7 protein-coding genes are annotated in these 9,334 nt (G+C 68.1%); 4 read left to right on the plus strand and 3 right to left on the minus strand.

Translation table 11 applies throughout. The annotated features are described in order from the left end of the window. Nucleotides 1–193 precede the first annotated feature (193 nt). Nucleotides 194–3,724, plus strand: a complete 3,531-nt coding sequence (locus tag ENSA5_RS17970) for a LamG-like jellyroll fold domain-containing protein (protein ID WP_146155830.1) — start codon at nt 194–196, stop codon at nt 3,722–3,724. Here ENSA5_RS17970 and ENSA5_RS17975 read toward each other — a convergent pair. After that, on the minus strand, nt 3,688–4,095 hold the full coding sequence (locus ENSA5_RS17975) for a hypothetical protein (protein WP_181197876.1): 408 nt from the start codon (nt 4,093–4,095) through the stop codon (nt 3,688–3,690). The genes ENSA5_RS17970 and ENSA5_RS17975 overlap by 37 nt on opposite strands. 81 nt (nt 4,096–4,176) lie before the next feature. Here ENSA5_RS17975 and ENSA5_RS17980 point away from each other — a divergent pair, with 81 nt between their 5' ends. Continuing rightward, nucleotides 4,177–4,878, plus strand: a complete 702-nt coding sequence (locus ENSA5_RS17980; protein WP_181197877.1) for a LuxR family transcriptional regulator — start codon at nt 4,177–4,179, stop codon at nt 4,876–4,878. Between the two features lie 114 nt (nt 4,879–4,992). Then, on the plus strand, nt 4,993–6,645 hold the full coding sequence (locus tag ENSA5_RS17985; protein ID WP_181197878.1) for a hypothetical protein: 1,653 nt from the start codon (nt 4,993–4,995) through the stop codon (nt 6,643–6,645). Between the two features lie 37 nt (nt 6,646–6,682). Here the strand turns inward: ENSA5_RS17985 and ENSA5_RS17990 are convergent, their stop codons facing one another. Next, entirely contained in the window at nt 6,683–7,147 is a 465-nt protein-coding gene (locus tag ENSA5_RS17990; RefSeq protein ID WP_106392910.1) for a hypothetical protein, read from the minus strand. A gap of 64 nt (nt 7,148–7,211) precedes the next feature. On the opposite strand from ENSA5_RS17990, the gene ENSA5_RS17995 reads away from it, so the two are divergent. Then, nucleotides 7,212–7,475 carry a hypothetical protein gene (locus ENSA5_RS17995; protein WP_146155832.1) on the plus strand — a complete coding sequence of 88 codons (264 nt, stop codon included), beginning with the start codon at nt 7,212–7,214 and terminating at the stop codon, nt 7,473–7,475. 423 nt (nt 7,476–7,898) lie between these two features. Here ENSA5_RS17995 and ENSA5_RS39230 read toward each other — a convergent pair whose 3' ends face one another. Further along, complete coding sequence (locus ENSA5_RS39230) at nt 7,899–8,804, minus strand: CAP domain-containing protein (RefSeq protein ID WP_258182902.1); 906 nt, start codon at nt 8,802–8,804, stop codon at nt 7,899–7,901. Nucleotides 8,805–9,334 lie beyond the last annotated feature (530 nt).

Below are 9,334 nucleotides of genomic sequence, written 5' to 3' on the forward strand. Positions count from 1 at the left end.
CGAAGCCAAAACGCCGCTGTACCGGGCGTACTGCAAGTTTTGGAGACAAAGCCATCGGCGAAAAGGCCAAGCGAGGCGGCGCGAGGCATTGCACCCCGGGCTGCTAGCCATGTTTTCGTGTGAATGATCCGAGCGGGGCAGCCATGTAACAAGAAGTCACCAGCCCCATGGCAGGTGAACATTCGGAGGCCCCGTGACAGATCAAAAGCATCAACGCGAATTCGAGCGAGTCCTGACCTGGTGGGTGGCGGTGATGTCGAGCGCGCTGCTCGTCGGGTGTGCGCCCGGGGAGGCGGACGACGGCCCGCTCGAGCCCTCGTTTCGCGGTCTCGAAGACGGCCTGATGCTCCACTGGACCTTCGAGGACCACGCCGGCCTCGAGATCACCGACCTGTCCGGCAACGAGCGTCACGGCGAGCTCAAAGCGGGCGCGACCCTGGTCCCCTCGCCCCTTGGCGAGGCCGTCAAGCTCGACGGCGTCGACGACTACATCTCGTTTTACGTCAACCGCAACCCGGCCAACTATGGCGGCGTCGACGGGAGCCTGACGGTCAGCGCCCGAATCAAGCTCGACGCCGTCGACAAGTACAACGCCTTGTGCGCGGGCTGCGGGCCCTTCTCAATCCTCTATGCGGGCACCGCGGGGCAGGGCGACGCGCTGTTGGCAGGCTTCGACAACCAAGGCGGCGACGGGCTGCTGTGGACCAAGAGCGAGCCGGCCCTGACCGCCGGCACGTGGACGCAAGTCACGTTGGTCGTCGAGAACGGGACCAGCGTCCACTACTACGTCGACTGCGCGGCGGCGGGCCAGTTCGACAACCCCGAGCTCGGCCTCTTCAACCCGCTCTACTCGGCCGTCGGGCGCAGCGGCGACCCCGCCTGGATGTTTGGCGGGGAGATCGACGAGCTGCGCATCTGGAACCGGGCCCTCGACGCCGAAGAGCTCGATCAGCTGTGTCCGGCTCCGCCCTCGCTCGACGATGCTCTCGAGCTCTACTGGACCTTCGAAGACAGCGTCGGGGCCGAGATCACCGATCTGTCCGGCAACGACCGCCACGGCACGCTGGAGGCCGGCGCGACCCTGGTCGACTCGCCCGCGGGTCAGGCCGTGGCCCTCGACGGCGTCGACGACTACGTGTCCCTGGTCGGCCCGCGCGACCCCGCGATCTTCGGCGGGGCCGACGGGAGCTTCTCGATCAGCGCCCGGGTCAAGCTCGCCGACGTCGACAAATACAACACCCTGTGCACGGGCTGCGGGCCCTTCTCGACCTTCTACGCGGGCGCCGAGGGCCTCGGCGCCGTGCTGATCGCGGCGCTCGACGACCAAGGCGGCGGCAAGCTCTGGCCGCTGAGCGAGCCGCTGCTGAGCGCGAACACCTGGACCTGGGTCACGCTGGTCGTCGAGAACGGGGCCAGCGCGCGCTACTACATCGACTGCGCCGCGGCCGGGGAGCTCGACAATTCCGACATCGGCCTGTTCGACCCGGGCTTCTCGGCCGTCGGGCTCAGCTCCAACCCCGACCGCTGGTTCGGCGGGGAGATCGACGAGCTGCGGGTCTGGAGTCGGGCCCTGACCGACGACGATCTCGATCAGCTGTGTCCGGCCCCGGACCCGCTCGACCAGGATCTCGAGCTCCACTGGACCTTCGAGGATCACCAAGGCGATCAGATCACCGATCTCTCGGGTAACGACCGCCACGGCCAAAAGCTCGGCGGGGTCTTCGTGGCCTCCCCCGAGGGCCAAGCCCTGAGCCTCGACGGCGTCGCCGACAAGGTCAGCTTGACCGGCCCCCGGGCGCTCGCGCTCTACGGCGGCGAGACCGGCGACTTCACCCTCAGCGCCCAGGTCAAGCTCGCCGACGTCGACAAGTACAACAACCTCTGCTTCGGCTGCGGCCCCCACAAGGCCTTCTATCTGGGCGATCCCAACCTTGGCGGCCGGGTTCAGGTCAACCTCGAAAATCTCGACGACCAGGCCAACCTGTGGACGACGAGCTCGCCGGCCCTGACCAACGACGAGTGGGCCGAGGTCACGCTCGTCGTCGAGGGCGGCGTCGCGGCCCGGACCTACATCGACTGCGCGCTCGACTCGACCCTCGACGGCAACGTCGGGCTCATCGATCCGGGCTACTCGGCGCTCGGCGAGAGCGGCAATTCCGACTGGTGGTTCGGCGGTGAGATCGACGAGCTCAGGGTCTGGAGCCGCGCGCTCTCGGACGAGGACCTCGAGCGGGTCTGCCCCACTCCGCCCCCGACCCTGTGCGATGGGCCGATCCTCGTCGACCTCGACGCGGCGCCCGGCGGCGACGGCATGACCTGGGCCACGGCCTTCGACGAGATCCAGACCGCGCTCGACGCCGGGTCTGAGTGCACCAACCCGCAGCTGTGGATCGCCGAGGGCCAGTACGCGCCGAGCCTCGACGCCCACGTCGCGACCATCACCTACCCGGTCGAGATCTACGGCGGCTTCGCGGGCACCGAGGCCGCGCTCGCGCAGCGCGAGGTCGACACTTACCCGGTCCGGCTCGGGGCCGACGCCTCGACCCTGAGCCCGATCCGGATCGAGGCCAGCTCGCTGGGCTTCCCCGCCGATGTCGTCCGCATCGACGGGGTTCGGATCATCGGCGGCCTCGAGCACGCGCTGTCATTGGGGGGGACTCCCGTGCCCCAGGGCACGCTGCAGCTGGCCAAGCTCACGGTCACCGACGGCCCCCAGGCGCTGTGGCTCCCCGAGGTCGCCGTCGAGATCAGCGAGTCGCGCTTCGAGCGGCTCAGCGCCAGCCGGGGCGGGGCGATCTACATGCGCTACGGCGGCTCGGTCACGATCACCGACTCGGTCTTCCGCGACAACCAGGCCAGCGATCGCGGCGGGGCGATCATCGTGTGGGATCCCCTCTCGCTGACGATCTCCGGCAGCAGCTTCACCGGCAACACGGCCGAGTGGGGCGGGGCTGTCTATGTGTGGAACGACCCTGACGACGCGACCTACGCCCAGCTCAGCGTCACCGACACCAGCTTCATCGCCAACTCCGCCGGCTCCGGGGGCGGCGCGATGTACCTCGAGGAGTCGACGGTCAACCTCGACGCGCTGGTCTTCAACGACAACAGCGCCGACTACGGCGGGGCCATCTACCTGAGGAACGGGGCGGCCGACGCCGACGTGATCGAGATCCGTAACTCGCGCTTCGTCGGCAATCACGCGACCAACGGCGCAGGCGGGGCCATGCGCCTCCAGGACTCGGGCGTGACGGTGGTCAACAGCGAGTTCGTCGACAACGACGCCACGACCGCGGGCGGCGGGGTCTGGGGTCGGGCGGACTTCTTCGGCTGCACCTTCACGGGCAACACGGCCAACTCGGGCCCGGGCCTCTACGCTCCGGCCGGGGCCGCGATGGTCATGGACCACTGCGTGGCCTACCCCGACACGATCGTCGGTCCCGACATTCAGATGCCCTACTCGTGCGTGGTCGACACCGCCTGGGTTCAGGGCGCGCCGCTCACCTTGCTCGGCCCGACGCCCTTCGCTCCGGCCGATCTCGACGATGACGGCCTGACCGAGCACTACCTGATCCCCGAGGGGCCCTGCGTGGGCCTCGACGGCGGGGTCATCGATGCCTTCGACTGGTCGGCGCTGACCGTCGAGGCTTCGCAGTGCACCGACGACGGCTGGCCCGAGCCGGGGGTGCACTATTCGCCCCAGGCGGAGGTCGGGCCGTGCTCGTAGGCAGTCAACCCTGCAAGGTGACCAGGTTGGCCAATTGCGTACATCTGCTCGACGCCGAGCTCCGGGTCGAGCGAGTGGATGATCGACGGCTTGTCGTCGCGTTGGCGGGTGAACGCGAGCAGGCGCCCGTCCGCGGACCAGCCCAGGTCGGCGATCGAAGTGCCCGAGCGCTCGCGAGCCAGCAGCGCGATCGCAGGTTCGCCCGGCGTGAACGCGCACAGCTGCTCGGCGCCGTCGTCGTGATGGACGCGGACGAACGCGATCTCGGCGTCGGACGGCTCGAGCGGGACCTCGTCGGGCCCGCATCCGAAACCCGAGCCGAGCACGATCAGATAGGCCCTAGCAGCCCGGGCTGCTAGGCAAGACGTCACCCTCGTCCAGTATGAAGTGCGGGATCACTCCTTGATCCGAGTTCGACTATGAAGATCAACGTAGTTCTGAAGAATGCAGTCGTGCAGGTCATTTCGGTTGACGAGACCAGCGCGGATGAGCTCGCCGCGGCCCTCGAGGGGCGTGGATGTGTGCTCCGGCGCGTTGGACCGGGCCTGCGCCTCAACGCCGCGCGAGAGTGCGAGGTCAGCGTCATCGCCGTGGACCGGGCGTGCGGCTGGAGTGCCGGGCTCGTTACGGCGTTGCGCTCGTCCGAGCTGGCCTGCGCCGCGGTGGTGGTGTTGCGCGAAGGAGGTCCCACGGGGGTCGCCCAATCGCTACGCGGTGGGGCGGTCGACTGCCTCGTCCGACCGGTTCCGGCCACGGTCTTGCTCGAGGGCATCACCAACGCGATCCGCTGCACCCGGAGATGGCGAGGCCGCGTCGCGAACGCGGCCGTCTCGCACACCGCCCCCCGCTCCTCGGCGACCCGCACGCACGCGCACGCGAGTCTGTTCGCGCCCGCGAAAACTCCCCCGGAGCTCCCACAAGACGCGAGCGAGCGCATCGAGGTCGTGGTTCGCAGGCTCGTCGGCCAAAGCCAACTCACGCCGCGGAAGGGTGAAGTTCTGTATTGGCTATTTCAAGGCCATCGCTACGAGGACATCGCAACTGTGCTCGGGGTTGCTCCGCGGACAGCAAAGTTCCACGCCTCGAATTTACTGCGCAAGCTCGAGCTCGACTCCCGGCATGATCTCCCCCGCCTCCTCGCGCGCGGGGGATGAAGCACGGCGTCGAGTGTGCGTGTCGCTGCAGACGTGTTGTCGGCTTCCTTCGCTGCGGTCTGGATCTGATGCAACAATGCGGCAGTGACCCGCCGACACTCGCTCGTATTGATCGTGATGATCGCACTTCCGGTTGCCTGTCACCGCGCCGAGCAGCCATCGACGGCGGTCAACTCCGGGACTTCGGCCTCGGACCAACGGCAGGACGTAGGGCCGGCCCCGAACGCAGGCGCGCCCTGGAGCCCGATCGTGATCCGCGACGGGCCCATGCAGATCATCGGCCACGGTCGGGACCTCGCCCTGAGCATCGACGGCTGGCCCCGCGCGTTCGGTCTCGACGGCCTCCACGACCCGGGCCTCGAACCGCCGCTCGACGCGATCGAGCGCGACCATCGTGTCGCCGGTGCCTACGCCGTGGGCCCGAGCGGTGACCTGTTCTTGGTCGTCCACGCCGTCAACCCGACCCGGGGTTGGTACGACGCGGTCGTGCTGCGGCGCAGCCCCGCCGGCTGGCAAGAGCTCGCGGTCGACAGCGATCCTGCGCTGATCGGCTACTACAGCGCGCTGTTCCTGCGCGACGGGGCGGTGATCGGTCTGCTCGCGTACCGCCCCAACGAGGAGCCCGTCGACCTCTCGTCGCGCGCCGCGGACGAACGAGTCGAGCGTGCGCGGGCCCGGGCGAAGACCGGCTTCGTGCGGCTCGCAGGCTCCAGCGACGCGAGCATCCCGGTGCTCCCGGCCGACCGCGCGCTCGACCGGGTCCAGGCGACTGCTGATGGCACAGTTCACGCCCTCGCGGTCGCGACGACGAGCCCGGACGGGCCACCCGAGCGGGTCTCGGAGGTCCTGAGTTGGCCGCCCGGGGCAAGCGCTCCGACCCGCGCTCGGCTGCCCGAGCCCGTGCCCGACCACCTCGGGCTGTCGGCGCGCGACGCCGATGTCCTCGTCTTCGGTGACGAGCGATACCTGGTTCGCAACGACGGCGGCGCGTGGGCCCAGATCCCCGTCGACCTGTCGCCAGGCGAGGAGCCGGCTGGCGCGGGGGACCGGATCCTCGCAGCGGTGAGCTCACCGGCGGGCGAACTGTGGCTGACCCTCGAGGACGCGAGCAGGGGCCCCTACGTGCTGCTGCGTCGCCCGGTCGGCGGGGACTGGGAGGTGGTTCATGCGCCTGTGCCGTCCGAGGCCGCGATGACGCGACGGCCTTTCGTGTATGAGCGCGGCTGGGTCCAAGCCACGTTCGAGGACGACCTCGAGCACCCGCGCTACGACGCGCTCGCCTGGGTGGACGGCGACCTGTGGATCCTCGCGTCCTTCGGGCCGCTCGAGCATCCCTTTCGTGGGGTCTATCATGGGATCCGGCGCAATGTGCTCTACGCGAGCGTCGATATCGAACTCGAGCCCGAGGTCCTCACGCCCCGCTACGCCGACTGGTCCGATGGCGCCGCCGAGGATCGCCGCGCTCCCGGTGACTGTGATCCGTTCTGGATCGTGCTGGATGCGACAGACGATGCCGGAGCGATCCCCAACGCGGACGCCATGGAGCTGCTAGCGGGCCTGTCCGACGACCCCGAAGTCGCGCAGCTCGAGCTCCTCTACACTGGTGAGATCGACGGACGGCGGGAGCTGGTCCTGCAGGCCCATGCTGAAGACCGACCGGCCGCGGACCAGCTCGTCGGTCGAGTCGGTGACGCGCTAAGTATTCAGGCGTTTGCGGAGTGTCGAGCGCGGACACCGATCAAGGCGATCGAGGAATTTCGGCGCTGAGCCACACACCGCGCACAGTCCCTCGCGCCGGAGTTGGTCAAGATCGGTTGAATCCATCGATCACCGGCTTGCCACGGGACTTGTCTTCGCTCTGCTCGTAGACCCAAAAACCTGCGTCGAAGTGGCCGACGAAGATGTTTGTCGGTTGCTCTCCATGCGCGGCGCCGACCCGGGCCTGACGAAGCTGAACCTCGCCGGCCTGCGAGCGAACGAAGCGACGGCCGATCCGCTCGCTTTCCTTGAACTTCTGGTTCCTGCGGCTGCCCTGGGGTGCGACGACGCCCGAGTGCCCCTCGCCGCCGGTCGGCTCGACGCTTCCGTCCCCGGTCTTGACGGTGAAAACGACCAGCTTGCCCTGATCGGCGAATTCCTGAGCTTCGACCTCACGATCTGCGTTTGTGCCAGAGATCTCGTTCCAGCCATACTTTGCCCCCCAGTCTCGTAGCCAGTTGTTGAGGCCTGGAGGCCCCTTGCTGCGTACGGGGTTGGTCAGGAGGGACACCTCGTCGGCGGCATTGCAGGCTGCGCTGAGTTGTCACCGGGCATGGATTGGGGACAGCGCGAGCATGACTGTCTCCGCTTTCTTGCAGTACCTCCACCTCGCGATCGACGAGAACGAGAACCCAGACCGGGCACAGTACGAAGCTGAGTTCAACAAACTGCTGCCCATGCTCGAGTTGCGCCTCGTGAATTATGTGACGGGTGTCCTGGTCGGGACCATGTTTGCGATGTCGGAGGAACTCGGTAGGCGCGAGATGACGCGACCACACCGGCCCTACGTAGCCGCGACGCTAGCGGTCGAGGCCGGCTCGTGGCGCCACCACCGCTGAGCTCTGCCGTGCGTCTAGCAGCCCGGGGTGCAATGCATCGTGTCGCCTCGCGCCGGAATCTTCGCCGAGGGCGCGAAGCCAGAACGCCGCTGTACCGGGCGTACTCCAAGTTTTGGCGACAAAGCCCTCGGCGAAGATTCCGGCGCGAGGCCAAAACGCCGCTGTACCGGGCGTACTCCAAGTTTTGGCGACAAAGCCATCGGCGAAAAGGCCAAGCGAGGCGGCGCGAGGCATTGCACCCCGGGCTGCTAGGTTGCCACATCGTGAAGATGTTCGGCGGCTTCACGCCGAGACGGCTACGAGCGCGGACGGCCCGCCGCGGCACCACCACGTCACCAGAGAAAGAGCTGGTCCAGATCGCTGCGGGCTTCTACAGTACGATGGAAACGATGACCGCACTGGAGGTCGGCAGCCAGCGGGGCGTCAGCCCCCGAAGGTCTGGGTCCAATAGTGGGTCCAATCGCCGTTGCCGGTGGCGTAGCCGATCCCGATCAACGAGAAGCTCGGGTTGAGCATGTTCGCGCAGTGCCCGTCACTGTCGAGCCAGCCCTGAACCACCGAGGCCGGATCCGAGTAGCCGGCCGCGATGTTCTCGCCCCATCCGCCGCCGTTGTACCCGGCCTGATCGAAGCGCCAGCCCGGCCCGTTGCCCTGAAGATTGGTGTGATCAAAGAAGTTGTTGTCGGCCATGTCCTTGGAGTGGACACGGGCCGCGCAGGTCAGCGTCGGGTCCCAGCTCAGGGGACCCGAGGGGGCAAACACGCCTTGGCTGTCGCAATCCCCGCCTTGGGCCCGAGCCTGGTTGACGAGCTCGAGGACCTCGAGCTCCATGTCGACCCAGTTCGCGTTCCAGCTTGAGACCGGGTCGCAGTAGTCGTTGTTGGGCAGCGGCTCGAGGTCGCCGTCGCCGTCGCCGCTCGTCGTCGAGTCTCCGTCGCCGTCACCAGTCGTTGGATCGCCGTCGCCGTCGCCGTCGCCAGTCGTGGGGTCGCCGTCGCCGTCGCCGTCACCCGTGGTCTGGCCTCCGTCGCCGTCGCCGTCGCCAGTCGTCGGGTCGCCGTCGCCGTCGCCAGTCGTCGGGTCGCCGTCGCCGTCGCCGGTCGTCGGGTCGCCATCGCCGTCGCCGGTCGTCGAGTCGCCGTCGCCGCTCGTCGGGTCCCCGGTCGTCGTCGGGTCTCCCTCGTCCTGCATCCCATCGGCCCCCTCCGCCCCGGAGGCGTCGCCGAGCGTGTCTCCAAAGCCGCTGTCGAGGTACCAGTCGTCGGGCTCGACGCCCTCGTAGCAGGCGCTCAGCGCGAGTACGCTCGTTGCCGTGATCAGGCCCCTCAACGACTTTGCTCGAATCGACACACCACCTTTTAGACCCACCGCACATATCATTCAAGGCAAAGGTATCAGATCAGGCCAGGCGATAGCAAAGCTTGTGGCCATCGCTACAGGATCAACGAAGACTTTGTGACTGTGTGCAAAGACAGTGGTCTGGTCTGACATGATTTCATTCGATATAGACCAGCGGTTGAGGCCGAGCGCCCCCAGCCGCGCGCAGAGCCACGGCCGCTCCTGCTCGCGCGAGAGCTCGGCCCAAGGCCGCGAGCACGGGCGCCGGCTGACGTGGTGACGATCGGTGACAAGCGGTTCGCGTCGGTGACTCGTCCCCGACCCCGCGTCCAAACCTGCGCTGCGGGTCGGATCGCGCCCCCGTTCCCGCGGCCGGTCGGAGACCCCCCGGTGGCGCTGGCGTCCCTGACGGTTCGGGCCTGGCCGCGTCATTGTGATCCCACGATGAACGCCACCGCTCGCCTCCACCCCACGGTCCGCTGCGACGCTCCCCTGCCCCTCGCCCGCACCCTCGCCTGCCC

Origin of the sequence: Enhygromyxa salina (genome assembly GCF_002994615.1) — a bacterium.
Taxonomy (GTDB): domain Bacteria; phylum Myxococcota_A; class Polyangia; order Nannocystales; family Nannocystaceae; genus Plesiocystis; species Plesiocystis salina_A.

Bases quoted from the DNA above. Each gene is read 5' to 3' on its own strand.
- ENSA5_RS17995 (WP_146155832.1), top strand. From the start codon at position 7,212: ATGACTGTCTCCGCTTTCTTGCAGTACCTCCACCTCGCGATCGACGAG.